The organism is Streptomyces sp. NBC_00448 (assembly GCF_036014115.1).
Lineage (GTDB): Bacteria > Actinomycetota > Actinomycetes > Streptomycetales > Streptomycetaceae > Actinacidiphila.
The window spans coordinates 2,958,023-2,983,968 of sequence record NZ_CP107913.1 but is presented as its reverse complement, the minus strand read 5'-3'; the positions used below and the strand labels follow the sequence as shown (position 1 = coordinate 2,983,968).

General features: G+C 74.2%; 20 protein-coding genes and 1 pseudogene. 16 read left to right on the top strand and 5 right to left on the bottom strand.

Going from position 1 to position 25,946, the window contains the following annotated elements; all coding sequences use genetic code 11:
* Window positions 1-96: 96 nt before the first annotated feature.
* The 3 genes from OG370_RS12580 (at window position 97) to OG370_RS12570 (ending at window position 3,686) form a co-directional block, all read left to right on the top strand.
* Window positions 97-2,151 carry an MFS transporter gene (locus OG370_RS12580; protein ID WP_328463589.1) on the top strand — a complete coding sequence of 685 codons (2,055 nt, stop codon included), beginning with the start codon at window positions 97-99 and terminating at the stop codon, window positions 2,149-2,151.
* Window positions 2,152-2,278: 127 nt separating this feature from the next.
* Complete coding sequence (locus OG370_RS12575) at window positions 2,279-3,070, top strand: hypothetical protein (RefSeq protein ID WP_328463587.1); 792 nt, start codon at window positions 2,279-2,281, stop codon at window positions 3,068-3,070.
* A gap of 52 nt (window positions 3,071-3,122) precedes the next feature.
* Window positions 3,123-3,686 carry a hypothetical protein gene (locus OG370_RS12570; RefSeq protein ID WP_328463585.1) on the top strand — a complete coding sequence of 188 codons (564 nt, stop codon included), beginning with the start codon at window positions 3,123-3,125 and terminating at the stop codon, window positions 3,684-3,686.
* A 93-nt stretch (window positions 3,687-3,779) separates the two neighbouring features.
* On the opposite strand, the gene OG370_RS12565 is transcribed toward OG370_RS12570, so the two are convergent.
* Window positions 3,780-4,010 (bottom strand): DUF397 domain-containing protein, encoded by a 231-nt coding sequence (locus tag OG370_RS12565; RefSeq protein ID WP_328463583.1) that lies wholly within the window; start codon window positions 4,008-4,010, stop codon window positions 3,780-3,782.
* Window positions 4,011-4,033: 23 nt separating this feature from the next.
* Complete coding sequence (locus OG370_RS12560; RefSeq protein WP_328463581.1) at window positions 4,034-4,888, bottom strand: helix-turn-helix domain-containing protein; 855 nt, start codon at window positions 4,886-4,888, stop codon at window positions 4,034-4,036.
* 429 nt (window positions 4,889-5,317) lie between these two features.
* Between OG370_RS12560 and lanKC the strand changes: the two genes are divergently transcribed.
* The 4 genes and pseudogenes from lanKC to OG370_RS12540 all read left to right on the top strand — a co-directional run.
* Window positions 5,318-8,332: a class III lanthionine synthetase LanKC gene (lanKC, locus tag OG370_RS12555; protein ID WP_328463578.1), complete on the top strand. Its 3,015-nt coding sequence runs from the start codon at window positions 5,318-5,320 to the stop codon at window positions 8,330-8,332.
* A 94-nt stretch (window positions 8,333-8,426) separates the two neighbouring features.
* Complete coding sequence (locus OG370_RS12550) at window positions 8,427-8,546, top strand: SapB/AmfS family lanthipeptide (RefSeq protein ID WP_328463576.1); 120 nt, start codon at window positions 8,427-8,429, stop codon at window positions 8,544-8,546.
* Window positions 8,547-8,712: 166 nt separating this feature from the next.
* Complete coding sequence (locus OG370_RS12545) at window positions 8,713-10,452, top strand: ABC transporter ATP-binding protein (RefSeq protein WP_328463574.1); 1,740 nt, start codon at window positions 8,713-8,715, stop codon at window positions 10,450-10,452.
* A 20-nt stretch (window positions 10,453-10,472) separates the two neighbouring features.
* Window positions 10,473-11,936 (top strand): annotated as a pseudogene (locus OG370_RS12540) (ATP-binding cassette domain-containing protein); the annotation flags it as partial.
* Between the two features lie 330 nt (window positions 11,937-12,266).
* Here OG370_RS12540 and OG370_RS12535 read toward each other — a convergent pair.
* Both OG370_RS12535 and OG370_RS12530 read right to left on the bottom strand, forming a co-directional pair.
* A complete protein-coding gene (locus OG370_RS12535; protein ID WP_328463572.1) occupies window positions 12,267-13,187 on the bottom strand; it encodes a helix-turn-helix transcriptional regulator in 921 nt (306 codons plus the stop codon).
* 381 nt (window positions 13,188-13,568) lie between these two features.
* Window positions 13,569-14,252 carry a TetR family transcriptional regulator gene (locus tag OG370_RS12530; RefSeq protein WP_328463570.1) on the bottom strand — a complete coding sequence of 228 codons (684 nt, stop codon included), beginning with the start codon at window positions 14,250-14,252 and terminating at the stop codon, window positions 13,569-13,571.
* Between the two features lie 258 nt (window positions 14,253-14,510).
* On the opposite strand from OG370_RS12530, the gene OG370_RS12525 reads away from it, so the two are divergent.
* From OG370_RS12525 to OG370_RS12510, 4 genes are read left to right on the top strand one after another with little or no spacing between them, the layout of a single operon-like run.
* Window positions 14,511-16,016 carry a glycosyltransferase family 4 protein gene (locus tag OG370_RS12525; protein WP_328463568.1) on the top strand — a complete coding sequence of 502 codons (1,506 nt, stop codon included), beginning with the start codon at window positions 14,511-14,513 and terminating at the stop codon, window positions 16,014-16,016.
* The gene (locus OG370_RS12520; protein ID WP_328463565.1) at window positions 16,016-16,873 is read left to right on the top strand and encodes a class I SAM-dependent methyltransferase; all 858 of its coding nucleotides are present in this window, start codon (window positions 16,016-16,018) and stop codon (window positions 16,871-16,873) included. Before OG370_RS12525 ends, OG370_RS12520 begins: the two co-directional genes overlap by 1 nt.
* Entirely contained in the window at window positions 16,870-17,955 is a 1,086-nt protein-coding gene (locus tag OG370_RS12515; protein ID WP_443060655.1) for a prenyltransferase, read from the top strand. The genes OG370_RS12520 and OG370_RS12515 overlap by 4 nt, the downstream gene beginning before the upstream one ends.
* A gap of 34 nt (window positions 17,956-17,989) precedes the next feature.
* Window positions 17,990-18,637 carry a response regulator transcription factor gene (locus tag OG370_RS12510; protein ID WP_328463563.1) on the top strand — a complete coding sequence of 216 codons (648 nt, stop codon included), beginning with the start codon at window positions 17,990-17,992 and terminating at the stop codon, window positions 18,635-18,637.
* A gap of 573 nt (window positions 18,638-19,210) precedes the next feature.
* Here OG370_RS12510 and OG370_RS12505 read toward each other — a convergent pair.
* Window positions 19,211-20,653: an MFS transporter gene (locus tag OG370_RS12505; protein ID WP_328463561.1), complete on the bottom strand. Its 1,443-nt coding sequence runs from the start codon at window positions 20,651-20,653 to the stop codon at window positions 19,211-19,213.
* A gap of 656 nt (window positions 20,654-21,309) precedes the next feature.
* On the opposite strand from OG370_RS12505, the gene OG370_RS12500 reads away from it, so the two are divergent.
* The 5 genes from OG370_RS12500 (at window position 21,310) to OG370_RS12480 (ending at window position 25,938) form a co-directional block, all read left to right on the top strand.
* A complete protein-coding gene (locus tag OG370_RS12500; protein WP_328463559.1) occupies window positions 21,310-23,223 on the top strand; it encodes a sensor histidine kinase in 1,914 nt (637 codons plus the stop codon).
* 94 nt (window positions 23,224-23,317) lie between these two features.
* Window positions 23,318-23,731 (top strand): roadblock/LC7 domain-containing protein, encoded by a 414-nt coding sequence (locus OG370_RS12495; RefSeq protein ID WP_328463557.1) that lies wholly within the window; start codon window positions 23,318-23,320, stop codon window positions 23,729-23,731.
* Window positions 23,728-24,084: a DUF742 domain-containing protein gene (locus OG370_RS12490; protein WP_328463555.1), complete on the top strand. Its 357-nt coding sequence runs from the start codon at window positions 23,728-23,730 to the stop codon at window positions 24,082-24,084. Before OG370_RS12495 ends, OG370_RS12490 begins: the two co-directional genes overlap by 4 nt.
* Window positions 24,065-24,673 (top strand): GTP-binding protein, encoded by a 609-nt coding sequence (locus OG370_RS12485; protein ID WP_328463554.1) that lies wholly within the window; start codon window positions 24,065-24,067, stop codon window positions 24,671-24,673. Before OG370_RS12490 ends, OG370_RS12485 begins: the two co-directional genes overlap by 20 nt.
* A complete protein-coding gene (locus OG370_RS12480; RefSeq protein WP_328463553.1) occupies window positions 24,670-25,938 on the top strand; it encodes a cytochrome P450 in 1,269 nt (422 codons plus the stop codon). The genes OG370_RS12485 and OG370_RS12480 overlap by 4 nt, the downstream gene beginning before the upstream one ends.
* Window positions 25,939-25,946: the final 8 nt, after the last annotated feature.

Below are 25,946 nucleotides of genomic sequence, written 5' to 3'. Positions count from 1 at the left end.
CGGCGGTAGTGGTGACCGGTTCCGCAGGCCATAACCGTACAAAGGGTGGGAATATGAGTTTCTGGCCCTCGGGGAGACGAGGCGAGGAGCTGCCACATGGCCCAGGACACCAGCACCGCCGCGGCACCGGCGGCGGCACCGGGCGAGCAGCAGGACAAGCGCGCGGTACGGATCGCGATCGCCGCGCTCGCCCTCGGCCTGCTGCTGGCCGCGCTCGACCAGACCATCGTGTCGACCGCGCTGCCCACGATCGTCAGCGACCTCGGCGGCATCGACCACCTGTCATGGGTCGTGACCGCCTACCTGCTGGCGTCCACCGCGGCAACTCCACTGTGGGGCAAGCTCGGTGACATGTACGGCCGCAAGCGGCTGTTCCAGTCCGTGATCGTGATCTTCCTGATCGGCTCGGCGCTGTGCGGGATCTCGCAGAGCATGGGCGAGTTGATCGCGTTCCGGGCGTTGCAGGGGCTGGGCGGCGGCGGGTTGATCGCGCTGTCCATGGCGATCGTCGGCGACATCGTGCCGCCCCGCGACCGCGGCCGCTACCAGGGCGTGTTCGGCGGGGTGTTCGGCGCCGCGAGCGTGCTCGGGCCGCTGCTGGGCGGGGTGTTCACCGAACAGCTCTCCTGGCGCTGGGTGTTCTACATCAACCTGCCGATCGGCATCGTGGCGCTCGCCGTGATCGCCGCGGTGCTGCACATCCCGGTACGCCGCACCGCGCACCGCATCGACTACGCCGGCATGGCGGTGGTGGCCGCGGCCGCGACCTGCCTGGTGCTGGTCACCTCGCTCGGCGGCACCACCCTGGCGTGGAGCTCGCCCGGCATCATCGCGCTGGCGGTGGTCGGGGTCGCGCTGGTCGCGGTGTTCGTCATGATCGAGCGGCGCGCGCAGGAGCCGGTGCTGCCGCCGGGGCTGTTCAAGGTGCGCACCTTCGTCATCTGCTCGGGCATCTCCTTCATCATCGGCTTCGCGATGTTCGGCGCGATGACCTACCTGCCGACCTTCCTCCAGGTCGTGCACGGCTACTCGCCGACGCTCTCCGGCGTCCACATGATCCCGATGGTGATCGGGCTGCTGCTCGCCTCCACCGGCTCCGGGCAGATCATCAGCCGCACCGGCCGCTACAAGGTCTTCCCGATCCTCGGCACCGCCATCACCGCGGTCGGGCTGATCCTGCTGCACCAGCTCGACGAGTTCACCGCGACCTGGGTGATGAGCCTGTACTTCTTCGTCTTCGGGTTCGGCCTCGGCCTGGTGATGCAGGTGCTGGTGCTCGCGGTGCAGAACGCGGTCGGCTACGAGGACCTGGGTTCCGCCACCTCCGGCACCACCTTCTTCCGCTCCATCGGCGCGTCCTTCGGCGTCTCGGTGTTCGGCACCGTCTTCACCAACCAGCTCTCGGACAAGCTGGGTTCCGCGCTGCGCGGGGTGCGGGTGCCGGCCGGCTTCGATCCGGCCACGCTCCAGGCCGACCCGACGGCCATCGCCGGATTGCCGAGTGCCATCAAGGCGCCGGTGCTGCACGCCTATTCGCAGTCCATCACCACCGTCTTCCTGTGGGCGGTGCCGGTCGCGCTGCTCGGCTTCGTGCTGGCCTGGCTGCTGAGGGAGCAGCCGCTGCGCGGGTCGGTCACGGCGCCGGACGCCAACGAGACGTTCGGCACCAACCCGGTGGAGCGCTCCTCGCTCGACGAGATCGCCCGCTGCCTGTCGGTGCTGGGCAACCGGGAGACCAAACGGGACCTGTACATCCGTGTCACCGACAAGGCCGGCGCCGACATCCATCCGGCCACCAGCTGGCTGCTGCTGAGAATCGCGCACCAGGGCGAGGCCGACCCGGTGGAGCTGGCCGAGCACGCCACGGTGCCGAGCGCGATGATCGAACGGTCCGCGGTCGAGGCCGAGACCCGCGGGTTCGCCGTCCGCGACGGCAACCCCCTGCGGCTCACCGAGTCCGGGAAGGCCATGGCGGCCCGGCTCGGCGAGGCCCGCCGCAACGTCCTGGCCGACCTGCTCGGCGACTGGGACCCGTCCCGGCACAGCGAACTCGCCGCGCTGCTGACGAAGTTGAGCGGGGAGTTGAGCGGCGGTGACCATGACCGGCCGGAGCGGCCCGAACGGCCGGCGCACGCGCACCGGGTGCTCTGAATCCCCTTCCCACAGCCCCTCCTTCCCTTCCTCCGTCCTTTCCTCCTTCCTTCCCCGCCGCCGGGCGGCCCGGGTTTGCGGGTGGTGACGCGGGCAAGGCGAGCCCGCGAGGGAAGGGAGGCCCGACATGTCGACAGGAGCCGTCATCGCGATCGTGGTGGCAGTCCTCGTAGTGATCGCTGTCGTCGCCGTATGGAGCAGGTACGGCGGCACACCCGGCACCGGCCGTCTCAAGCACCGGTTCGGACCCGAGTACGACCGGGTGCTCGCCCGGCACGAGGGCGACACCAAGGCGACCGACAAGGAGTTGGCGGACCGCGTCAAGCGGTACGGCGACCTCGACCGGCGGCCGCTGTCCGAGGCCGACCGCGCGCAGTACGCGCAGCGCTGGCAGGCCGTGCAGGCGCAGTTCGTCGAGGACCCCGCGGGGGCGCTGGGCGCGGCCGACCGGCTCGTCGGCCAGGTCGCCGCGAACCGGGGCTTCCCGGCCGCCGGTTCGCCCGAGCACTTCGACGCGCTGTCCGTCCACCACGGCACCCGGCTCCAGGGCTACCGCCGTGCCCACGCGCTGGCCGAGCACGCCAGCGCGGGCGGCGAGGGCGCCACGGAGGACCTGCGCCAGTCGCTGATCGGCGCACGGGGGCTCTTCGACGAGCTGACCGGAGCCGACGGCGGTACGTCCGCGGTCGCGCGCCCCGCGCAGGTTCCGGACGCACCCGAGCCGACCGCGGAGCCCCGGGAACCCGCGGCGACCGCCGGCCCCGCCAGGACCGCTGAGTCCGCCGAGCCCGCCGAGTCCGCCGCAGGCGACGACGACGTACGTGAGACCGACCGCGGGCACCACACGCTCGGGGGCCGCTTCGCCGCGCTCACCGGCAGCACCCGCAAGAGCGACGACCCCGGCCGCGGCGAGGCATGACCCCGCGACCGCCGGCACCCACGACCTTTCCGCACACCTGGAGGCGAAGACGATGACGCCGAACACCCCGCACGGCCGTACCGGGACCGAGACCGAGATCAAGACCGACGACGCGGACGAGACGACGAGCGGGAACGAGGGCAGGAACGCGACCGGGAAGTACGAGAAGCGCGACGCCCGGACCACGACCGGGACCGCGACCGTCACCGGTACGGGCGCAGAGCGGAGCGAGACGGTGCCCGACGAGGCCGGGCCGCCCCCCGCGAGCCCGCCGGCAGAGCCGACCGGGCGGACCGCGCCTGACCGGCCGACCGAGCCGGAGCGCCCCGCGACCGCGGCCACTCCCGCTGCCCCCGCCACTCCCGCCGGCGACGGCGGTCTGAGCGAGCGGATGGAGCACGCCGTGGGCGGCTTCGTGGACGACCCGAGGGGCGCCGTACGCGAGGCCGAGACCGTGCTCGACGAGGCGGCCCAGCGGCTCACCCGCATGCTGGAGCAGCGCCGCGAGTCGCTGCGGGCGAGCGTGCACGGCGTATCGGAGCCGGACACCGAGGAGTTGCGGATCGCCCTCACCCACTACCGCGACATGACCCGCAAGTTGCTCGACTTCGCGTAGCCGGCCCGCCCCGCACTCGACGCGGCCCTTTCCCCGCACCCCGGTCAGGGGCGCGGGGAACCGCGCGGGCGGCATCGCACCCGCAGGTGGTCCTCACCCCACGGAACGCTGCACCCGGGCGGGTCCGGCCACCGAGGCCGTCGAGGTCGGCGCGGTTTTGAGGAAGCGCAGGAACCGTGCCAGGTCCTTGCGTGTGGTGGTCAGCACCACGGTCGGATTGTCGCTCTCGCGGAGGAGGACCGCGCCCCCGTGGGCGGTCAACTCGACACAGTCCCCGCTGTCTTGCGAGTACGTGGACTTCTGCCAAGCCAGGGGCGCGGTCATGGGATGAGGGCCCTTTCAGAGGTTCAGAGGTCTCGGGAGATGGAGTGCATGAAGTCGCGCGACTTTTCCCGGTCCAGCGCCACCTTCGTGAGGATCTCGAACCGGTTGAGGTAGTTGGCGAGTTGCGTGGCCGCGTGCAGCAGGATCACCCCGTGTGCGGAGTCGATCTGCACGGTGTCCAGCTGGGGGACGGTCCCGCTCGCGTAGAGCATCGCGTGGCTGGAGCCGACGTGGCCCTCGGAGGCGAACGGAATGACCCGGACGCTTATCTGCGGCAGCCGGCTCAGCTCCTGGATGTGTTCCAGTTGGGCCTTCGCCACCTTCGCCCCGCCGAACCGCATCCGCAACGCCGCCTCGTGGACCAGTGCTTCGTACGGCGGAGCGGCCTCGCGGTGCAGGACGTTGGCGCGTTCCATCCGGTGGGCGACCCACGCCTCCAACTCGTTGGCGGGCAGCGGGGGGACCGCGTGGCCGACCACGGCCCTGGCGTACGCCTCGGTCTGGAGCAGTCCGGGGATGTGGCTGACCTGGAGCGGGCGCAGGTGGACGGCGTAGTGCTCCATCTCGGAGATGTCGAGCATGCCGGCCGGCACCACCCCGCGGTACGCCTCCCACCAGCCCTTGCGGCCATGGCCGTTGGCCATGCCGACGAGGGCGTCGATCAGCGCGGCGTCTCCGCATTCGTAGAACGCGGCGAGACGTCGTAACCGCTCCTCGCTGACACCGAGCCGACCCGCCTCGATGTGACTGACTTTCGCCGGGTCGGTGCCGAGCAGCCGCGCGGTGTCGCGGGCGGTGATCCCCGCGGCTTCCCGCATCTTCCTCAGCTCCGCGCCTAGGCGCTCCTGACGGGCGGTCGCGGTGCTTCTGAGCGGCATGGTGTCCCTTCTTGGTTCTGGTTCCGAGTGTGCCGTTCCGCTCTCGCGGGGTCCAGATCGTTTCTGGAAATTTCGGCGACAATGTTGCAGTGGTGCACTATTGCCCCATAATGCCTCGGTGATGTTGCTCCCGCACAGTCAACTCCCTTGCTGAAGTGCTGCGTTGGGCGGGTGTGCCGGTAACGGAAGCGGCCCTGACGCCCCTGTGGCGGGGCTGATCAATGCGGCGGAAGGGTCGGACGAGAAGGCGCGTTCACGCTGGGCGAACACCGAGGGCGTCCGCGAGGGAACGCACGGTGGCGGCCGTAGGTCATGTGATCCGGCTGTCCGACATATGCGTTCCGCATGGCGATGAGGTGACAACGGTGACTTCTCCCGATTCCGCTCCCGTGCCAATCTCGGTCCCGTCACCGCGAAAAGGGGGGATCGATGGACAACCGCTACGAGGTCTTCTGCCTCACCGACCCGCACTTCTACGAGAGCCTGGACCGGCTGTCCGCGACGACCGGGAACGGGAACGGGGCCGCGAACGGGAACGGGTCCGGTTCCGCGAACGGCTCCGGCGCCGGCCCGGGCACCGCCGGCGTACCGCTCTTCGACACCGCGCGGCGCCCCGTCCCCGACGGCTGGCACACCGTCCGCAACGGCGACTGGCTGCACCTCGATCCGCCGGCCGGTGAGCGGGCCTACCCCGCGCAGGGCTGGAAGGTGCACGCCTCGGCCACCCTGGAGTGCGCCGACAAGGTGGCCGCGAAGGTCTGGGACTACTGCGTGCCGCGGAACATCCCATTCAAGTTCGTGCCCGGGCCGCAACTGCTGCACCTGCGCAACTCCAAGTACGCCGGCCGCGACACCTCCGGGAAGTTCGTCACGATCTACCCGGCCGACGAGGAAGCGCTGCGGGTGGTGCTCGACGAGCTCGGGGCGCTGCTCGACGGCGAACCGGGACCGTACATCCTCACCGATCTGCGCTGGCGGCAGGGCCCGCTCTACGTGCGCTACGGCGCCTTCGCCAAGCGGTACTGCGTCGGCGGGCGCGGCACGCTGGTGCCGGCGGTCGAGGACGGCGAGGGGCGGCTGGTGCCCGACGACCGGTCGCCGGCCTTCCACGTGCCCGACTGGATCACCCTGCCGGACTTCCTCGCCCCGGAGCTGGCCGCGCGCAACGCCACCACCGTCGGCGACCTGCCGTACCGCATCGAGAAGGCCCTGCACTTCTCCAACGGCGGCGGTGTCTACGCCGGCACCGACACCCGTACCGGCGAGAAGGTCGTGCTCAAGGAGGGCCGCCCGCACGCCGGGCTGGCCTCCGACGGGGCCGACGCCGTCACCCGGCTGCGCCGCGAACGCGACGCGCTGCGGCGGCTGTCCGGGCTCGGCGTCGCCCCCGAGATGCGCGACTGGTTCACCGTGGGCGACCACCGCTTCCTGGTGATGGACTTCGTCGAGGGCAAGCCGCTCAACTCCTACTTCGCGCACCGCCATCCGCTGCTGCGCCCCGACCCCGACCCGGCCGACGTCGCCGACTTCACCCGCTGGGCGCTGCGCATCCACGCCGGCGTCGAGGAGGCGGTGGCCGCGGTGCACTCGCGCGGGGTCGTCTTCAACGATCTGCACATGTTCAACATCATGGTGGCGCCCGACGACGAGACGGTGTCCCTGCTGGACTTCGAGGCCGCCGCGCGCGCCACCGACAACGGCCGCCAGGCCGTGGCCCACCCCGGCTTCGTCGCGCCACCCGACCGCCGCGGCACCGCCGTCGACCACTACGCCCTCGCCTGCCTGCGGTTGGCCCTGTTCCTCCCGGTCACCACGCTGTTCGCCATCGACCGCGGCAAGGCCGCGCATCTGGCGGAGGTGATCGGCCGCGAGTTCCCGGTGCCGGACTGGTACCTGGAGGAGGCGGTGGCCGAGATCACGAGGACCGCCGAGGACGCGGCGGGCACCCGGAGCGCCGCCGTGGACGGCGCGGGACCCGGCGGAGTGGCCGGCCTCGGGGGAGCGGTGGGCGCCCGGCCGGTCAACGGCACCGACCTCCGCGCGAGTTCACCCTCGCCCGACCTGCACGTGCAGGTGGGGGAGCCCGAGCGCGGCGCCGGCGCCGGCCGCGCGGAACCGTCCGGCGCCGCCGGCTCCCGGCGCGCCTCCGGTGACCTCGGCGGGAGCGGCCTGCCCGCGGGCACCCGCCCGGGACCGCCGCGCCGCTACCTGCCCGCCGAGCCGCGCGACTGGATCACCGCACGCGACTCCATGGCCGCGGCGATCCTCGGCTCCGCCACCCCCGACCGCGAGGACCGCCTCTTCCCGGGCGACATCGCGCAGTTCTCCGACGGCGGCGGCCTCGGCATCGCCCACGGCGCCGCCGGCGTGCTGCACGCCTTCGACCAGGTCGGCCTGCCCCGCTACGACGAGGGCGAGCAGTGGCTGCTGGCCCGCACCGCTCACCTGCCGAACGGCACCCCGCTGGGCCTGTACGACGGCGTCGCCGGCATCGCGTACGTCCTCGAACGGCTCGGCCACACCGAACGCGCCCTCGCCCTGGTCCGCTCCCTGCTCGGCGAGAACTGGCAGCGCCTGTCGTCCGACCTCAGCGGCGGCCTGGCCGGAATCGGCCTGGTGCTCGACCACCTCGCCCATGCCACCGGCGAAACCGACCTGCGCGAGCGGGCGTTGGAGGCCGCCGGGATCGTCGCCGGACGGATCGCCGCCGAAGCCGAGCAGCTCGAACAGGCGCAACGGGCACAGGGGTCAGGGTTGCTGCCGCAACAGGCCCAGCAGGGCTCGCAGGCCCAGCAGGCTCAGCAGGGCTCGCAGCGGGGCGGCCCCCCGCGCCGGGCCGGCCTGATGCGCGGCGCCACCGGCCCCGCCCTGCTCTTCCTGCGGCTGTACGAGCGCACCGGCCTGCCCGCGCTGCTCGGCCACGCGGCCCGCGCGCTCGCCCTCGACCTCGACTCCTGCGTGGTCACCGCGAGCGGAAGCCTCGAAGTCGACGAGGGCTGGCGCACCATGCCGTACCTCGGCGCCGGCAGCGCCGGCATCGGACTGGTCCTCGACGACCTGCTCGGCCTGGCCGGCTCCGGCGACCTCGACGAGGCGGCCACCGCGCGCTTCGAGCAGGCCAGGACCGGCATCGTCCGGGCGGCCACCGCACGGCTGTACGCGCAGCCCGGGCTCTTCGTCGGCCGGGCCGGGATGATCCTGCACCTGGCCCGCACCACCGCACCGGGCGTCCCCGACGGCGCGCTCGCCGCGCAGATCGACGCGCTCGGCTGGTACGGCATGGCCTACCGCGGCGAACTCGCCTTCCCCGGCAACCAGATGATGCGGCTGTCCATGGACCTCGGCACCGGCACGGCGGGCTGCCTGCTCGCCCTCGGCGCCGCCAACGCGGGCCAACACCCCACGCCCCGGCTGCCGTTCCTCCCCCCACCGCCCGCGTCCTGAACGCGGGCCCCACGAACCGGTCCGGGCAGCGACCCGGGCCGTGCCTCACCCTGCCGAATTCCTCGGCGACACCAATGGAAAGGAAACACCTGACATGGCCCTTCTCGACCTTCAGGACATGGAGCCCGCCGAGCACGGACACGGCGGCGAGAACGCCAGCTCGTTGAGCCTGCTGAGCTGCGTCAGCACGGTGAGCTTCCTCATCTGCCTGTGACGTCACGGCGGTTCGACCGGTGACCAAGCCCCGCCCCCCGCACCCGGGGGCGGGGCCCCGGCATGCCCGCCCCCGCGCCCGTCCCCGCCTTCGCCTTGGCACCCGCCTTCGCCCCCGCCTTGGCCCCCGTTCACCCGCACGCCGCCGTCCGCCGGAGGAGGAACGCATGGCCGACCCTGACGCGACGCCGCCGCCCCGCGTGGTGCGGCCCGCGACCCGCGGCAGCCGGGCCGCCGTCTGCGCGGTCGCGGTGCTCGCCGGGCTGTCCGTCGGGCTCGGCCTGCTGCTGCCGACCGCGCTCGGGCACGCCGTGGACCAGGTGCTGCGCGGGCGGGGCGGCGGGCGCTGGGTCTGGGGGTGCGCCGCGGTCGTCGCCGGTCAGGTGCTGGTGGGCGCCGCGAGCGACGTGCTCGCGGCCGTCTCCGGCGCCCGGGTCACCGCGGCGGTACGGCGCCGGGCGGTACGCCACGTGCTGGCCGCCCGGGTGACCGGCGGCGGCGACCTGGTGACCCGGCTGGTCGGCAACGCGGCCGACGCGGGCGGCGTGCCCGCCGCCGCCGCGACGCTGCCCGCCGCCATCGGCACCCCGCTCGGCGGCATCGTCGCCCTCTTCCTGACCGACCCGTGGCTGGCGGCGGCCTTCCTGCTCGGCGCCCCGCCGCTGGCGCTGCTCGTCCACCGCTTCGCCCGCGCCTCCTCCGACAGCGTCGCCCGCTACCAGGACGCCCAGGGCCGGATCGCCGCCCGCCTGGTCGAGGCGATCGGCGGCGCCCGCACCATCGCCGCCGCCCGCACCGAGGAGCGTGAGACCGCCCGGGTGCTGCGGCCGCTGCCCGAACTCAGCGCCCAGGGACACCGGATGTGGCGGGTCCAGGGCCGGGCCACCGCGCAGGCGGCCGTCCTCGTGCCGCTGCTGCAGATCCTCGTCCTCGCGGTCGGCGGACTGCGGCTGGCCCAGGGTGCGTTGACCGTCGGAGGGCTGCTCGCCGCATCCCGCTACGCGCTGCTCGCCACCGGAATCGGCGCGGTGGTCGGGCAGTTGGGCGCCCTCGTCCGCGGCCGGGCCGCCGCCCGCCGGATCGCCGGCGTGCTCGCGGTGCCCGCGCCCGCCCACGGCACGGCCCGGCTGCCGCAGGACGGCCCCGGCACGCTCGAAGTGCGGGGCGTCACCGTCACCCGCGGCGGCGAGACCGTCCTGGACCGGCTCGACCTCACCGTGCCCGGCGGCAGTTGCGTCGCCGTCGTCGGGCCGTCCGGCGCGGGCAAGTCCGTGCTGGCCGCGCTTGCCGGACGGCTCACCGACCCCGACGAGGGCGTCGTCCTGCTCGATGGCCGCCCGCTGTCCACCCTCAGCCGGCTCGAACTGCGCGACGCCGTCGGCTACGCCTTCGAGCGGCCCGTCCTGCTCGGCGACACCCTCGCCGACGCGATCGCCTTCGGGCCGAGGGAGTTGACGCCCGAGACGGTCACCGGCGCCGCCCGCGCGGCCGGCGCCGACGGCTTCCTGCGGCGGCTGCCCGACGGCTACGCCACCCCGCGCGCCGCCGCCCCCCTGTCCGGCGGTGAGGTCCAACGCCTCGGTCTGGCAAGGGCTTTCGCGCACGGCGGCCGGCTCCTTGTGCTCGACGACGCCACGTCGAGCCTCGACACCGTCACCGAACTCCACGTCGCCCACTCGCTGCTGCACGACCCGCTCGGCCGCACCCGCCTGCTCACCACCCACCGCGCCGCCACGGCCGCCCGCGCCGACCTCGTCGCCTGGCTCGACTCCGGCCGGCTGCGCGCCCTCGCCCCCCACCGCACCCTCTGGCAGGACCCGGCCTACCGCGCCCTGTTCGCGGCGCCGTCCGTGGACTCGGGCGGGTCGGTGGCCGCTGTGGCGGTAGGCGGGGAGGGGGAGTTGTGACGGGGGACGGTGTGGTGCGGATGCGTGGCTATCTGCGGCAGCGGGCCCGGGGCCTGGGGGTGTTGGCCGGCTGGTCGGTGGTGGAGTCGGTGCAGACGTTCGTGGTGGGCTACGCCGTCGCGAAGGCGCTCGATGACGGGTTCCTGCGTGGGCGTGACGCCGCGGGGCTGTGGTGGCTCGCGCTGGCGGCCGTCGCGGTGCCAATCGGCGCGTACGGCACCGCGCGGGTCTTCCGCGGGCTGGCCGGACTGGTCGAGCCGCTGCGGGACACCCTCGTGACACGGGTGGTGCGCGGCGGGCTGCGGGCCTCGGTGCGCGGGCGCGGGGCCGGAGACGGCGCCGTCGTCTCCCGGCTGACCCACCAGGTGGAGATCGCCAGGGACACGTTCGGCGGCCTGGTCCTGGTGCTGCGCTCGTTCGCCTTCACCGCGGCCGGCGCGCTCGCCGGGATGTGCGCGCTCGCCCCCGTGCTGCTGCTGATCGTGCTGCCGCCGCTGGCCGTCGGGGTCGCGCTGTTCGCGGCGGGCCTGCGCCCGCTGGCCCGCCGCCAGCACGCCTACCTCGCCGCCGACGAGGCGCTCGCCGAGGAGTGCGGCGCCCTCGCCGGCGGCCTGCGCGACATCACCGCGTGCGGCGCGGAACCGCTGATGTCCGCCCGCGCCGACGCCCGCACGGAGACCGCGCTGGACACCGCCCGGGCGCTCGCCCGCTGGGGAGTGCTGCGCGCCGCCGCACTCGCCGTCGGCGGTCAACTCCCCGTGCTGCTCCTGCTGGTGGCCGCGCCCTGGCTGATCCGCACCCACCGGCTCACCCCGGGCGACCTGCTGGGCGCGCTCACCTACCTCACCCAGTCCCTGCAACCGGCCCTGCAGAACCTCGTGCACACGCTGGGCGCGGCCGGCACCCGGCTCGGCGTCGTCCTGCGACGGATCGGCGGCGACGCGGACCAGCTCCCCGCCACGGACACGGTGGTGGAGTACCCCGACGCACCCGGCTGCGTGCTGCACCTGCGCGAGGTGACCTTCGGTTACGGGCCCGGCGCGGACCCGGTCCTGCACGAACTGGAGTTGACGGTCGCGGCGGGCGAACACCTCGCCGTGGTCGGCCCGAGCGGCATCGGCAAGTCCACCCTGGCCGCCCTCGCGGCGGGCCTGCTGCGCCCCGACCGCGGCGACGTGCGGACCGCGGGCCGCCCCGCGCTCGTGCCGCAGGAGGCGTACGTCCTGACCGGGACGGTGCGGGAGAACCTGGCGTACCTGCGGCCCGGGCCAGGCGAGTTGAGGGACCCCGCGGAGCCGGATGCCTCGGGGGAGCCCGGGGACGGTGAACTGCTCGCCGCCGCGGACGTGGTGGGGGCCGGGCCGCTGGTGGCCGCGCTGGGCGGGCTGGACGCCGAGCTCGACCCGGCCCGGCTGTCCTCGGGCGAGCGGCAGTTGATCGCGCTGGCCCGAACGTATCTGTCCCCGGCGGGACTTGTGGTGCTGGACGAGGCGACCTGCCATCTCGACCCGGCCGCCGAGGCCGTCGCCGAGGAGGCGTTCGCCCGGCGGCCGGGCGGGACCCTGGTGGTCATCGCGCACCGGATGAGTTCGGCCCGGCGGGCCGGCCGGGTGCTCGTGCTGGACGGCACGCGCGCGGTGTGCGGTACGCACGAGGACCTGCCGGCCCGCTCGGCGCTCTACCGGGACCTGGTGGGCGGCTGGTCCGACGCTGAAGCCGAAGCCGAAGCCGAAGCCGAGCCCGAACGTAGCGTTGACGTCGAGTCCGACGCCGCCGCGGCGGCCGATCCCCAGGACGCGGCCGCCGCGGCCTCCTCACACCCAGCCGGCGACCTGCGAGATGCGGATCGCGTCCACCCGGTTGCGGGCCCCCGTCTTCCGGGTGATCGCGGCGAGGTAGTTGCGCACGGTGCCGTCGGACAGGTGCAGCCGGTGCGCGATCTCGGTGACCGGGGCGCCCTCGGCGCTCAGTGACAGCACGCTCAACTCCCGCCGGGTCAACGGCATCTCGGCCGCGTGCAGGAACTCCACGGCGAGCGACTCGTCGACGAACCGTTTCCCCTGGGCGGCCTGGCGGACGGCGGTGGGCAGCCTGTCGGCCGACCGGTCCTTGTTCACGAAGCCCAGGGCGTGTGCCTCATGGGCCCGGCGCAGGTCGCCCGGCTTGCCCGCGCCGGTGAGCACGACCAGCGCGCACCGGGCGCGGGCGAGCCCGCTGCCGGGGCCGACGGTGGCCGTGCCGTGCGTGGTGGGGTGGAGCGGGCCGGACAGGCCGCCGCCCCCATTACCGGCGCCCCCGGCGCCGACGTTCCCCGAACTGACCCCCGAATTACCGCCGTTCACCGGTCGGCCTCCTCCCCGCGCCCCCGCGCCCCCGACGCCGCCCGCCCCCGACCCGCCGCCGGACCTGGACCCGAGGCCCGCCCCCGTTCCGGCGCCCGTGCCGAAGCCCGCGCCGCGCGCGCCGCCCCTGCCGCGGACGGCGCTCGCGCCCGCGGTGGCGCGGCCCGGTCTGCCGAGCGCGCCGCTGAGCGGCCCGCCCGCTCCGCCGATGTGCTGCCGCCACCCCGTACAGTCCGCGTCGACCACGCAGACGTCCGGCCGTAAGTCCCGCGCGGACTCGGCCAGGCGCGGCCAGGCCGTGTCCGTCACCTCGAAGTCCGCCTCCCGGCCCAGCAGAGCCGCCAGTGCGGAGCGCAGCAGGCAGGTGTCATGGGCCACCAGTACACGTATCACCGGGCATTCCCCTCGCGTGGTCGCTTCGGTGCGCCGCCCTCGATCCCCCTGCGGGTGATGTCCGCGACCCCCGGGACGAACGCGAACCCATTCATACCCGGCGGATCACCCCGTGCGGGTGAACTTCACCGCCTGCCGGGTGCAGAGATGGAGTGGTGGGAGGCGCCAGGAGCGCGCGGTGCGCGGACGCGCGCCCTCCCATCGGAGTAATTCACCGTAGTCGAGCTGATACCGAACGTAGTGACGTGGTAGTGGTGCGCGCGAGGGCGTGGAGCGGTGGCCCGGAGGCGTTGGCGCCCGCCCGCTCTCCGCCCCGGGGGCGCCGTCGCGCCGACCGTGCGGGAAGCCGTCGCGCGGTCGATCCGGGGCGCCGTGGTGCCGTCAGTTCGGCGTCGCCGCCATGTCGAGGAGGCCGCAGGCCGTGCGGATGTCCTCCGTCACCTCGGCGACCGAGGCACGGCCCGAGATCCAGCCGACCAGGGCCGCGTGCCAGGTGTGCTCGATCACCCGGACGGCCGAGAGCAGCTCGGCCGGAAGCCCGGCCGGGAGCCCGGACGCCGGGTGCGCCCCGCCCGCGCCGGGTTCCCCGGTGCCGTCCCCGCCCGGCTGCGGCGTCCCCGGTCGGCCCATCGCCTCCACGATGATCGAGGTGGTCAGCCGGGACACCGTGTCGACCTGGGCGCGTACCGAGCGGTCGGCGAAGATCATCGCCCGGAACATCGCGTCGGCGATCAGCGGCTCGCGCTGGAGCGCGCGGAAGGCACGCAGCAGGGTGTCGGCGACGCGGTCGCCCGGAGCGGACGCGGACGGCGGGCGGGTGCGCAGCGCCGTCTGCAACTGGCCGAGCTGGTCCTCCATGACCGCCACCAACAGGTGGATCTTGGACGGGAAGTAGCGGTAGAGGGTGCCCAGGGCGACCTCCGACAGCTCGGCGACCTCCCGCATCTGCACCGCGTCGAAGCCGCCGCCGCAGGCCAGCTCGGTGCTGGCGGCGAGGATGCGGTTGCGCCGGGCCTCCTGCCGCGCGGTCAGCGCCGAGGCCGGTGGTCTGGGGTGTGCGCTCATCCGTACTGTCCTCTGCCGTGCCGGTGTCGTACCTGTGCCGTACCTCGGGGTGGTGGCTGCGGGGGTGCCGTCGGCCTGCCGGCGCGGGTCCGGGCGGGAGCCGGTTCGCGTGCCGCGCGCCCCGGCTCATGGTGTGTGCATGATGGCAGCCGGGTGCGAGGGGCCGAACCCGCCCCCTGTACGATCCAGTCTGAAACTTGTTCTAGATTAGCGCGACCGGTTACGCTCCGGCCCAATCGCAGCGAGAAGGGAGCCGGAGTGACCTCTCAGTCCGGGCCACTGCGGATCGCGCTGCTGAGCTACAAGGGCAATCCGTTCTGCGGCGGCCAGGGTGTGTACGTCCGGCACCTGTCCCGCGAACTGGCCGCGCTCGGCCACCGCGTCGAGGTGATCGGCGCGCAGCCCTATCCCGTACTGGACGCGCTCGGCGAGGGCGTCACCCTCACCGAGCTGCCCAGCCTGGACCTGTACCGGCAGCCCGATCCGTTCCGCACCCCGCGCCTGGCGGAGTACCGCGACTGGGTCGACGCGCTGGAGGTCGGCACGATGTGGACCGGCGGCTTCCCGGAGCCGCTGACGTTCAGCCTGCGGGCACGGCGCCATCTCGCCGCCCGCCGGGCCGACTTCGACGTGGTGCACGACAACCAGACGCTCGGGTACGGCCTGCTCGGCCTCGGCCTGCCGCTGGTCACCACCATCCACCACCCCATCACCGTCGACCGCCGCCTGGAGTTGGCCGCCGCGGCCGACCGCCGCAAGCGGATGTCGGTACGCCGCTGGTACGGCTTCACCCGCATGCAGAAGCGGGTGGCCCGGCGGCTGCCGTCCGTGCTGACCGTCTCCGGCTCCTCGCGCCAGGAGATCGTCGCCGACCTCGGGGTGCGGCCCGACCGGGTGCACACCGTGCCGATCGGCGCGGACGCCCGGCTGTTCGCCCCCGACCCGTCGGTGCCCGAGGTGCCCGGGCGGATCGTCACCACCTCCAGCGCGGACGTGCCGCTCAAGGGCCTGGTCTTCCTCGTCGAGGCGCTGGCGAAGGTCCGCACCCAGCGGCCCGGGGCGCACCTCGTGGTGGTCGGCAAACGGCCCGAACGGGGCCCGGTGGCCCGCGCGATCGCCGACTTCGGGCTCGCCGACGCGGTCGAGTTCGTCAAGGGGATCAGCGACGCCGAGCTGGTCGACCTGATCCGCGGCGCCGAGGTCGCCTGCGTGCCGTCGCTGTACGAGGGCTTCTCGCTGCCGGCCGCCGAAGCGATGGCCACGGGCACGCCGCTGGTGGCCACCACCGGCGGCGCGATACCGGAGGTGGCCGGGCCGGACAACGAGACCTGCCTCGCGGTGCCGCCCGGCGACCCGGGCGCGCTCGCCGCCGCGCTCGAACGGCTGCTGGGCGATGCGGAGTTGAGGGCGCGGCTCGGCGCGGCGGGGCGGGCGCGGGTGCTCGCCCGGTTCACCTGGACGCGGGCGGCCGAGGCCACCGCCGAGCTGTACCGCGCGGCGATCGCGGCGCATCCCGGGCCGGTACGGGTACGCGCGCCGGGTACGGGTGACGCCGGTACGGGCTTGGCGGCCGCGGGTGCCGGCGTACACGGCGCCGGCGCGGGCGCCGGACACCCCGAAGCCCCCGAAGAACCTGTAGCCGTCACACCTGCCGGACCTGCCGGACCTGCCGGACCTGCCGGACTCGTCGGAGCCGACAAGGCGCCGGGGGACGGCCACCCCAAGACCGCACATCCGGGAAACCCCGTGGGGAGCAATCGCTGATGCTGACCGTCGACTTCACCCGTTTCCCGCTCGCCGCGGGCGACCGCGTCCTCGACCTCGGGTGCGGGGCCGGGCGGCACGCCTTCGAGTGCTACCGGCGCGGCGCGCAGGTCGTCGCGCTGGACCGCAACGGCGAGGAGATCCGCGAGGTCGCCAAGTGGTTCGCGGCGATGCGGGAGGCCGGGGAGGCGCCGGCGGGCGCGTCGGCGCTGGCGATGGAGGGCGACGCGCTCCAACTCCCGTTCCCCGACGAGAGCTTCGACGTCGTGATCATCTCCGAGGTGATGGAGCACATCCCCGACGACAAGGGCGTGCTCGCCGAGATGGTCCGGGTGCTGCGGCCCGGCGGCCGGATCGCCGTCACGGTGCCGCGCTACGGCCCGGAGAAGATCTGCTGGGCGCTGTCCGACGCCTACCACGAGGTCGAGGGCGGCCACATCCGCATCTACAAGGGCGACCAACTCCTCGACCGGATGCGGGAGGCGGGCCTGAAGCCGTACGGCACCCACCACGCGCACGGGCTGCACGCGCCGTACTGGTGGATCAAGTGCGCGGTCGGCGTGGACAACGACCAGGCGCTGCCGGTGAAGCTGTACCACAAGCTGCTGGTGTGGGACATCATGAAGAAGCCGCTGGCCACCCGGCTCGCCGATCAGGTGCTCAACCCGGTGGTCGGCAAGAGTTTCGTGGCGTACGCGACGAAGCCGCGGCTGCCCGAGCAGGCGATGCGCCCGGCGCGGTCGGGGGCGGCCGGTGCGTCAGACGCGTCCGCTGGGTCCGGGGAGTCCGGTGGCTCCGGTGGGTCCGCCGAACTCGCGGGCGAAGCGGTCGGGTTCGCCGCGGACCGCGCCAAGTGACCTCGCCCAGCCTCGGGGGGCAGGGCCGCCGCACCGACCGCCTGGTGCTGCCCGGGGTCCTCACCGCCGAGCAGGCCGAGCAGACCGTCGCCGCCATGGCCGCGGCGCAGCGTGCCGACGGGGCGATCCCGTGGTTCCGCGGCCACCACCTCGACCCGTGGGACCACACCGAGGTGGCGATGGCCCTGGACGCGGCCGGCGAACACGACCGCGCGCAGGCCGCGTACGACTGGCTGGCCCGGCACCAGAACCCCGACGGCTCCTGGTACGCCGCCTACCACGACGGCAGCGCCGACCACCCCACCGACCTCGGCCGCGAGTCCAACTTCTGCGCCTACGTGGCCGTCGGCGCCTGGCACCACTACCTCGCCACCGGCGACGACGCGTTCATCGACCGGATCTGGCCGACCGTGCACGCGGCCGTCGAGTACGTCCTCGCGCTCCAGCGGCCCGGCGGCCAGATCGGCTGGAAGCGCGACGCCGACGGCACCGCCGTGAACGACGCGCTGCTCACCGGGAGTTCCTCGATCCACCAGGCGCTGCGCTGCGCCCTGGCCATCGCCGAGCACCGCGAAGAGCCGCAGCCGGACTGGGAGTTGTCGGCCGGCACGCTCGGTCACGCGGTGCGCCGGCACCCCGAGCGGTTCCTCGACAAGTCCCGCTACTCCATGGACTGGTACTACCCGGTCCTCACCGGTACCCTGCGCGGGCCCGCGGCCCTCGACCGTATCGACGCCGGCTGGTCCCGGTTCGTGGTGCCCGGGCTCGGTGTCCGCTGCGTCGACCCCAACCCGTGGGTCACCGGTGGCGAGTCCGCCGAACTCGCCCTGGCGCTCTGGGCGATCGGCCAGTCCGACCGTGCGATCGGGGTCCTCGCGGACATCCAGCACCTGCGCGCCGACGACGGCCTCTACTGGACCGGCTACGTCTTCGCCGACCGTGCCGTCTGGCCAGCCGAGCGCACCACCTGGACCGCCGCGGCCCTCCTCCTCGCCGTCGCCGCGCTCTGCGGCGACACCGCGACCACTGCCGTGTTCTCCACCGACGACCTCCCGACCACCCTCCCGTCCCCCTGCTGCTGAACGCCTCCGGGCGGCCACGCCCTAGGCTGGGCGGATGAGCGATGCGAGCGGTGGGCGGGGGGAGCGGCGGGAGCAGCCCGTACGCGTGCTTCTCGCCGAGGACCAGGGGATGATGCGGGGGGCGCTGGCGCTGCTGCTGAACCTGGAGGACGACATCGAGGTCGTCGCGCAGGTGGAGGCGGGGGACCGGATCGTGGCCGAGGCGCTGGACGCGCGGCCGGACATCGCGCTACTGGACATCGAGTTGCCCGGGCGCAGCGGGCTGGACGCGGCCGCGGAGTTGCGCGAGAAGCTGCCGTCGTGCCGGGTGCTGATCCTCACGACGTTCGGCCGCCCCGGTTACCTGCGGCGGGCGATGGAGGCGGGTGCGGCCGGATTCCTCGTGAAGGACGGGCCGGTCGAGCAGCTCGCCGACGCGATCCGCAAGGTGCTGCGGGGGGAGCGGGTGATCGACCCCGCGCTGGCCGCGGCCGCGCTCAGCGCGGGGCCCAGCCCGCTGACCCCTCGCGAGCAGGACGTGCTCAACGCCGCGGCCGACGGTGCGACCGTCGCGGACATCGCCCAGCGCGTGTTCCTCTCCGAGTCCACCGTGCGGAATTACCTCTCCGCGGCCATCGGTAAGACGGGGACCCGCAACCGCATCGAAGCGGTGCGCTGCGCTCGGCAGAACGGTTGGCTCTAGCTCGCCCCTCCCCGGGGCGCGGGCCCTCCCCGGGCGGCGGCGCCCCTCGCCCCTCCCCGGAGCCGGGGCTCTTTGCGGGCGGCGGTTCCTTCCGGGGGCGCGGGGAACTGCGCGGCCAGCCGTATCGGTGGCGCGCTGGGCCCGCCGGCCTTGCCCCCGTGGCGGGTTTGCCGGACCGCCGGCTGGTGGCCGGTTGCGCGCGCAGTTCCCCGCGCCCCTGGGGGTGATCGTCTTCCGTGAGGGTGCCCGCGCTGGTGGGGGTGGGTGCCCCTGGGGGCGCGGGGAACTGCGCGGCCAGCCACAGCGGTGGTGTGCTGGGCCCGCCGGCCTTGCCCCCGTGGCGGGTTTGCCGGACCACCGGCCGGTGGTGGGTTGCGCGCGCAGTTCCCCGCGCCCCTGATGGTGAACGTGTTCCGTGGGGGTGCCCGCGGCGGCGGGGGTGGTGGACGTGTTCCGTGGGGGTGGCCGCGCAGGCGGGGTGGTGGACGTGGTCCGGGAGGGTGGCCCGGTGCTGGGGAGGGGTGCCGTCGCTCGTGAGGGCACCCCCGGGGCGGCTGGGGCACTCCGCAGGAGCTACGCCGGTTTGGGGGTCGGGTTGGGGAGGAGGGCGATCAGGGCGGTGCCGACCGCGAGGAACCCCGCGGCGATGAGGAACGCGAGACCGTACCCCGCGGTGAGCGCGTGCGCGGCGTCCGCTCCGTGGCTGCCGCGCGTGGACGCGCGGTCGGCGGCGGCCGTCGCGAGGATGGTGAGCCCGAGCGCGCCGCCGAGTTGCCGTGAGGTGTTGAGCAGGCCGGAGACGATGCCCTGTTCGCTCATGGCGACCCCGGAGGTGGCCGCCGCAGCGATCGGCGTCATCAGCAGCCCCGCCCCGAACATCGTGACCATGCCCGGCCCGAGGATGGTCCCGGCGAAGCCGCCGTGCACGGTGAGCGTGCTCTGCCAGGCCAGCCCGGCCGCCGAAAGCACCCCGCCGGCCGCGCCGACCAGTCGCGCGTCGACCCGTCCCATCAGACGAGGCGCGAGCTTGGAGCCGATGATGATGGCGACGGTGTGCGGGAGGAAGGAGACCCCGGCCCGTACCGGGCTGTAGTGCAGCACGTTCTGCATGTAGAGGGAGAGGAAGTACCAGGTCCCGAAGGTCGCCGCGCCGCACCCGAGCAGCACGGTGTTCGCCGCGGACACCGACCGCACCCGGAACAGCCGCAGCGGCATGAGCGGCGCCGCCGTACGCGCCTCGACCAGCGTGAACGCCGCGAGCAGCACGGCGCCGGCGATCAGCGGCAGCAGCGAGCGCGTCGAGGCCCAGCCGTGCGACTCGCTCTGCGCGATGCCGTACGCCAGCCCGGCCACGCCCGCGGTGACCAGGACCGCGCCCGGGATGTCGAGCCGGCGGGCCCGGTCGGCGCGGCTCTCGGTCAGGCACAGCGCGGCGCCCACCAGCACCAGCGCGCCCACCGGCACGTTGACCAGCAGCACCCAGCGCCAGGACAGGTAGTCGGTGAGCAGCCCGCCGACCAGGCCGCCGGCCGCCCCGCCGCCGGCGCCGACCGCCGTCCACGTGCCGATCGCCCGGGTGCGCTCGGAACCCTCGGGGAAGGACGTGGTGAGGATGGACAGCGTGGTCGGGGCGAGCACCGCCGCGCCGAGGCCCTGCACCGCGCGGGCGCTGATCAGCATCCAGCTGTCCTGCGCGAGGCCGCCGGCCAGGCTCGCCGCGGTGAACAGGCCCAGCCCGACCAGGAAGGTGCGCTTGCGGCCGAAGAGGTCGGCGGCCCGGCCGCCCAGCAGCAGGAAACCGGCGAAGGTCAGGGCGTACGCGTTCACCACCCACTGCTGGCCGCTGTCGCTGAGGTGCAGTGCCGTACGCATCGACGGCAGGGCCACGTTGACCACCGAGACGTCGAGCACGACCAGGAACTGGCCCGCGCAGACCGCCGCGAGCACCGCCCAGGCGGGAGGCGCGGTACGGCGGGTGCGGGAGGCGGGCGCGCGCCGCCCCAGGAGTTCGCTCATACGACCATCCTCTCGGTTGACCCGCCTCCGGGCATCGGGATTTCGACCTACCCGGGACCTACGCCCCCGGTCGGCCCCGAGGCGGACCTCCGCCGTCGCCGTCGCCTCCGGCATCCGCCCGCCGTCGCCCCCAACACCCCACCCCCCAAAGGCCGCCGCGGGAATTCCCGCCCCGGAAATCCGCCCGGCCGCGATAATCACCACTCCGCGATAATCCGGAAGGCACAAGATCCGATCGGAACCGTCACCCCGCGCGGCCCTATCGCACCCCGCTGATATCCGGAGCCGCTTCACCGAAAACGTCGCCCGAACGAGCGACTTCCGGGCCGGATTGCCGGTCCCCGGGAGTCGGCGGACCATCATGTACGCTGGCCCACGCCGAAGTTAAGGTGCGCCCGGCGCGGGGTCGACCACGGATCAGCAATGGCATGGATCGTCCGGGAACCCTCATGCGAATACGGGCTTCGACGGGTGGGCGTCGTCACCGATTTCCCTCTCCGACCACTGATATCGCCCCCGAATGCCCGCGGGCGGTACGCAGATCGCCTCGGCCGGTCACGGTGTCGGCGGATTACCGTCCCGCTTACCGGTCCGCACCGCGCATTCCGCTTCCCTGGCTCCTCGCCGTGCCTCCAACCGATCACGAGGACCGATAGATGTCAGATCGTTCACCCGCCGGCCGGCCGGCCGGCACGCGCTCGCTCCCCGGTACCCCGGCCCTCGCCCTCGGGGCGGTGGTGGTCTGCGGGCTGGCCTGCGCCGGACTCGCCCTGGGCGCCCCGCGGGACGCGCGGACCTGGGTGCAAGCGGTCGCGATCGGCTACGGCGTGCTGCTGGTGGCGGCCGTCGCGTGGGCCGGGAGTATGGCGCACCGCGGCCGGGTCGCGGCGGCCCGGCTCGCCGCCGCCGACAGCAGGACCGCCGAACTGCGCCGCCGGGTCGCCCAGTCGGACGCGTACATCGACGGGCACCAGCGGCGGGTGGCGCAGATGGCCGCCGAGGCGGACGCGGTGGGCGCCGAACTGATCGCGGCGCGGGCGGAGTCGGAGCGGCTGCGGGCCCGCCTGGAGGAACTGGGCGCCGACGCGGCCGTGTTGGTGGAGCAGGCGATCCCGGAGATGGTCGGGCGGCTCGGCGCGGGCGCCTCCGCGGGCACCGCGCTGGCCGGCGCACCCGCACTCACCGACCCGCGGCACCGCCGGGTCCTGGAGGTCTTCACCGGCGAACTCGCCAACGGCTCACGGCTGCGCGCGGCCACCCTCGCGGCGTGCGCCAACGCCGCGAGCCGGGTCCAGGCGCTGACCACGACGATGATGGCCGACCTGCGTCAGATGGAGAACCGTTACGACCAGGAGGTTCTCGGTGATCTGCTCAAGCTGGACCACGCCACCGCCCAGACCGGACGGCTGGCCGACAGCATCGCGGTGCTCACCGGCGGCCGGTCCGGGCGGCGCTGGACGAAGCCGATCGTGATGGAGAGCGTCCTGCGCGGCGCGATCGGCCGGATCAGCGCCTACCAGCGGGTCCGGCTGCACTCGACGAGCAAGGCCGCGGTCGTCGGCCACGCGGCCGAGGGCGTCATGCACGCGCTCGCCGAACTCGTCGACAACGCCACCCGGTTCTCGCCCCCGACCGAGACCGTGCACATCTACGTCGAGGAACTGACCACCGGCGTGGTGATCACCGTCGAGGACGCGGGCCTGGTGATGAGCCCGCCGGCGCTGCGCCGCGCGCAGCACGCCGTCTCGCACGACCCGTTGCGGCTCGGCACCCTGTCCGGCACCCGGCTCGGTCTCGCGGTGGTCGGCGGTGTGGCCGGGAAGTACGGGCTGACCGTCAACTTCCGGCCCTCCTCGCGGGGCGGCACCGGCGTGCTGCTGCTCATCCCGCAGCACCTGATCACGCGGCCGCGGGAGAACCCGGAAGGGTCCGCGGCGTCCCGGGAGTCGGGCCAGCCGCGGACGGGCGCGCCCGCCGGGAGCGGTCCTGCCGCGTCCGGCGAACCCGTGATCGGGCCCGGCGGGCTGCCGATGCGGCAGGCAGGGCAGGCCGCCCGCGGCACACGGACCGTGCCCGCGCCGGCCGCGCCCGCCGAGGGGAGCGCCTGGTCCGCCCGGCCGCCCGGCGCCACGGCGACCGGTTCCACGGCCAGGCCCGCACCGACGGTCACGCCCGCGTACGAGTCGAGGCCCGCGTACGAGCCCGCGCCCGCGTACGAGTCGAGGCCCGCGTCGGCCCCCGCGCCCGCGCGCGAACCCGCCCCCGAGCCCCCGCCCCCCGCCGACGGCACCGACGACGACCTGTTCGTCCTGCCCAAGCGCGTCCGCGGCCGTACCCTCGCCGACGCCGACCACCCCATGCCCGCGCAGGCGCCGTCGGCCGAACCCCGGCCCGCCACCGGCAACATGGGCGCCCGCTTCGGCGCGTTCGTCGCGGCGGGCAAACGCCAGCGCGAGCAGGCCGCCCGTGGCCGCGCCGCCGCACCCGAGGACGTACGGCCGCAGGCGCCGCGACCCGGCTCGCGTGACGCGCGGCGGGACACACCGCAGAACGACGCCCCCTCGCCGTAAAGACGTGGCACCCACGCCCGAACCCCCCGTCAGGACGACAGATTGGAGGAAGGGGCCCGCGACCCGGAGCAGTGCCGGGCGGCCCCCCACCGCGATGCAGACCACCGATCGCAACCTGGACTGGTTGCTGGACAGCCTCCTGGAGCGCACTCCCGGCAGCCGGTACGCCCTCGTGCTCTCCCGGGACGGCCTCAAGATGAGCCGCTCCGCGAGCCTGACCGTCGACCAGGCCGACCAGCTCGCCGCCATCGCATCGGGCATCCAGAGCCTGTCGCACGGCGCGTCCGTGGAGTTCGGGGACGGCAGTGGCGGCGTGCGCCAGTCGATGACCGAGTTCCACGGCGGCCTGCTGGTGATCGTGGAGGCCGGCGAGGGCGCGCACCTCGCGGTGGTGGCCGCGCAGGACGCCGACGCCGGGATGATCGGCCACAACACCAGCGAACTGGTGGAGCAGTTGGGCGACTACCTGACCGCGCCGCCGCGAAGGCCCGGTGAGGACTCCGTATGACGCGCGGGTCCGTCGCGGGCGAGAACCCGGACCGGCTCTACACCGTCACCGGGGGCCGCAGCCGTGCCGACGACGCGCGGCTGGACCTGGTCGCCCTCATCGTCAGCGAGTCGCAGCCGTCGGCCGGCATGCAGTCCGAGCACGTCGCCATCCTGCGGATCTGCCGCACACCGACGGCGGTCGTGGAGCTCTCGGCCGACCTGCGGCTGCCGGTGAGCGTGGTGCGCATCCTGCTGGCCGACCTCCTCGACGCCGGCAAGGTCACCGCCCGCCACCCCCGCACGTCCGCGGGCGCCAAGCTGCCCGACTCCGCACTCCTGAAGGAGGTGCTCGTTGGACTCCGCAGGCTCTGAACCGTTCGCGCGTGCGCCGCTGGCCGACACCGCGGACGACGGACTGAAGATCGTCATCGTGGGCGGGTTCGGCGTCGGGAAGACCACCATGGTCCGCTCGGTCAGCGAGATCCGCCCGCTGAACACCGAGGAGACGATGACGCAGGCCGGCGTCGGCATCGACGAGACCACCGGTGTGGACGGCAAGGTCACCACCACGGTCGCGTTCGACTTCGGCCGGATCAGCCTCAACGAGCGGATGGTGCTGTACCTGTTCGGCGCCCCCGGCCAGGAGCGGTTCTGGTTCCTGTGGGACCGGCTCTTCTCCGGCACGCTCGGCGCCGTGGTGCTGGTGGACCCGCGCCGGGTCGCCGACTCCTGGTACGCCATCGACCGGTTGGAGCACCACGGCCTGCCGTTCGTGGTGGCCCGCAACAACTTCGGGCCGCCGCTGCACACCCTGGACCAGATACGGGACGCCCTCACCCTCGACGACGCCGTCCCGCTGATCGACTGCGACGCGCGCGACCGGGAGTCCGGAAAGACCGTCCTGATCACGCTCGTCGACCACCTCTACGCCCTGTCCCGTGCCCAGGAGATGGCCCTGTGACCGACCACGCCCCTGCGGGTCCCGTGCTGTCCGCACCGCCCGCGCACTGCCCGGCCCGACCCGGCGCGGTGGCGCTGGGCGGCCTGGAGTTCCAGCAGACCCCGGCCCAGCTCTACCAGCAACTGCGCCGCGCGCACGGCCCGGTGGCGCCCGTGCTGCTCGACGGCGGCGTGCCCGCCTGGCTGGTGCTCGGCTACCGCGAACTGCACTACGTCACCACCAACGACGAGCTGTTCGCCCGCGACTCGCGCCGCTGGAACCAGTGGGAGGCCATCCCGGCGGACTGGCCGCTGCTGCCCTACGTGGGCTACCAGCCGTCCGTGCTCTTCGCCGAGGGCGCCGCGCACCGGCGGCGCTCCGGGGTGATCAGCGACGCGCTCGCCGAGGTCGACCAGTTCGAGCTGAAACGCCACTGCGAGGAGGTCGCCGACCGGCTGATCAACGTCTTCGCCGGCCGCGGCCGCGCGGACCTGATGGCCGACTACGCCCACCGGCTGCCGCTGCTGGCGGCGATCTGGATGTGCGGGCTGCCCGAGTCCCAGACCGCCGACATGGTGCGCGACCTGACCCTGTCGCTGGACGCGGCCGAGGGCGAGGACCCGGTGGCCGCCTACCTGCGGGTCCAGCAGCGGGTCCAGGCCCTGCTGGACAGCAGGCGCGTGGTGCCGGGGCCGGACGTGACCTCCCGGATGCTCGCCCACCCGGCCGGGCTCGCGGACATGGAGATCGTCCAGGACCTGATCTCGGTGATCGCCGCCGCCCAGCAGCCGACCGCGAACTGGATCGGCAACACCCTGCGGCTGATGCTCACCGACGACCGGTTCGCCGTCACCCTGTCCGGCGGCCGCGGCAGCGCCGGCCAGGCGCTCAACGAGGTGCTGTGGGAGGACACCCCGACGCAGAACTTCATCGGCCGGTGGGCCACCCGGGACACGCAGTTGGGCGGCCGGCAGATCCGGCAGGGCGACTGCGTGGTGCTCGGGCTGGCCGCGGCCAACACCGACCCCGAGGTGCGCCCCGACGGGCACGCCGGCACCGGCGGCAACAGCGCGCACGTCTCCTTCAGCCACGGCGAGCACCGCTGCCCCTACCCGGCACCGGAGTTGGCCGAGGCGATCGCCGGCACCGCGGTGGAGGTGCTGCTCGACCGGCTGCCCGACGTGGAGTTGTCGGTGCGGCCGGAGGAGCTGGCCTGGCGGCCGTCGATCTGGATGCGCGGCCTGGACGTGCTGCCCGTCCACTTCACCTCGGCGTACGTCGGTTGAGCGGCGCA

Excerpts from the sequence above, each read along its gene's own strand:
- OG370_RS12545 (WP_328463574.1), top strand. The coding sequence starts at position 8,713 with ATGGCCGACCCTGACGCGACGCCGCCGCCCCGCGTGGTGCGGCCCGCG.
- OG370_RS12550 (WP_328463576.1), top strand. The coding sequence starts at position 8,427 with ATGGCCCTTCTCGACCTTCAGGACATGGAGCCCGCCGAGCACGGACAC.
- OG370_RS12575 (WP_328463587.1), top strand. The coding sequence starts at position 2,279 with ATGTCGACAGGAGCCGTCATCGCGATCGTGGTGGCAGTCCTCGTAGTG.
- OG370_RS12500 (WP_328463559.1), top strand. The coding sequence starts at position 21,310 with ATGTCAGATCGTTCACCCGCCGGCCGGCCGGCCGGCACGCGCTCGCTC.
- OG370_RS12565 (WP_328463583.1), bottom strand. The coding sequence starts at position 4,010 with ATGACCGCGCCCCTGGCTTGGCAGAAGTCCACGTACTCGCAAGACAGC.
- OG370_RS12510 (WP_328463563.1), top strand. The coding sequence starts at position 17,990 with ATGAGCGATGCGAGCGGTGGGCGGGGGGAGCGGCGGGAGCAGCCCGTA.
- OG370_RS12495 (WP_328463557.1), top strand. The coding sequence starts at position 23,318 with ATGCAGACCACCGATCGCAACCTGGACTGGTTGCTGGACAGCCTCCTG.
- OG370_RS12570 (WP_328463585.1), top strand. The coding sequence starts at position 3,123 with ATGACGCCGAACACCCCGCACGGCCGTACCGGGACCGAGACCGAGATC.
- OG370_RS12520 (WP_328463565.1), top strand. The coding sequence starts at position 16,016 with ATGCTGACCGTCGACTTCACCCGTTTCCCGCTCGCCGCGGGCGACCGC.
- OG370_RS12505 (WP_328463561.1), bottom strand. The coding sequence starts at position 20,653 with ATGAGCGAACTCCTGGGGCGGCGCGCGCCCGCCTCCCGCACCCGCCGT.
- OG370_RS12580 (WP_328463589.1), top strand. The coding sequence starts at position 97 with ATGGCCCAGGACACCAGCACCGCCGCGGCACCGGCGGCGGCACCGGGC.
- OG370_RS12490 (WP_328463555.1), top strand. The coding sequence starts at position 23,728 with ATGACGCGCGGGTCCGTCGCGGGCGAGAACCCGGACCGGCTCTACACC.
- OG370_RS12560 (WP_328463581.1), bottom strand. The coding sequence starts at position 4,888 with ATGCCGCTCAGAAGCACCGCGACCGCCCGTCAGGAGCGCCTAGGCGCG.
- lanKC (WP_328463578.1), top strand. The coding sequence starts at position 5,318 with ATGGACAACCGCTACGAGGTCTTCTGCCTCACCGACCCGCACTTCTAC.
- OG370_RS12530 (WP_328463570.1), bottom strand. The coding sequence starts at position 14,252 with ATGAGCGCACACCCCAGACCACCGGCCTCGGCGCTGACCGCGCGGCAG.